Source organism: Acinetobacter sp. YH16032 (assembly GCF_013417345.1).
Classification (GTDB): domain Bacteria; phylum Pseudomonadota; class Gammaproteobacteria; order Pseudomonadales; family Moraxellaceae; genus Acinetobacter.
In genome coordinates, this window is record NZ_VPEE01000160.1 from 1 (window position 1) to 1,155 (window position 1,155).

Genomic DNA, 1,155 nt, shown 5'->3' on the forward strand with positions numbered 1-1,155 from the left:
GCTGCCCTGTATTCCTTCATGGAAGCTAATAAAATATATAACTGGTCGTCTAAATCGTTTTGATTGCTCATAGGGAAGGCCCATTTCTATTCATGCTTTTGCGTTGTTTCAGCTTCATAGCTTGTTCTTGCTGTAGCTTTAACCGCTTTTTATGTTCCAGTTCTAGGCGTTTAGCTTCTTGATCTTTCTTCCATTGCTCAAACCCTTGTTCAACACGGTTAAAACCCTGTTCTAAGGTCTTTTCCTTGTGCTGTTGTTGGTATTGGAGCTGCTGGCTGTTCTGCTGTTTGATTGTGTCGTTGAAACGGCTGATCTCAGTATCTATGCCTTTCCTACGCATCTGGGTGACTTTGCTGCCTTCATGTATGGTGGCTTGTAGCTGATTGCCCTGATCGGCATAGCTGCGGTGGTCGATTCTTTCCCGATACCCTGCATATTCCAGAGCATGATTGGCTAAGTTTGCCCAGGTGGCTCGAATCTGTTTAATTTCTTCCTGGCTTGTTCCCATGCCTAGGCTTTTTCTTTTGGTGTTACTTAGTTCAATTTCCGTTTTTTGAGTAAGGACTAATTTATTTTCAGGGTCCAATTCTGCTTTGCGAGTTGTTAGCAAGATATGTGCATGATGGTTTTTATCATCTCCACCTTTGCTGGGTGCATGAATCGCTAAATCTGCGACCACCCCATAGCGATCTACTAAGGACTTGGCAAAGTCTTTAGCGAGTTCCTTGCGTTGTTCTTCGTCCAATTCATCAGGTAAAGCAATAACCCATTCTCTAGCGGTTCTGGCATCTTTGCGGTTTTCCATTTTTTCCGCCAGATTCCAGAGTTCGGCACGATCAATTTGAGTATCTAAGTTCGAGATAATTTCGGTATAAGCCACACCTTCTTTTCTCGTAAAGTCGTGCGTTAATCCTGTTCGTTCATCTGTCAATTTTTCTCCTGCACGATAGGCCATAGATGCTACCGCAGTTCGTCCAGAACTTCGGTTAATGGTCTTGGTCGTACAGTGATAAATTGCCATGCCTTAGCCTTGTGATGGTTTTGCTTTTGCTTTTAAAAATTGCGTAGCAATTTTTTGGGGTTAAGGGGAATCCCCTTACGCAAACTTTGACTTGGATGAAATCCAAGTCGTAAGTGCGCATTTCATGAAAAACA

1 protein-coding gene is annotated in these 1,155 nt (G+C 43.0%); it reads right to left on the reverse strand.

Features of this window, described 5'->3' with window-relative positions:
• Window positions 1-67 precede the first annotated feature (67 nt).
• A complete protein-coding gene (mobQ, locus tag FTV32_RS17150; RefSeq protein WP_180004498.1) occupies window positions 68-1,021 on the reverse strand; it encodes a MobQ family relaxase in 954 nt (317 codons plus the stop codon).
• Window positions 1,022-1,155: the final 134 nt, after the last annotated feature.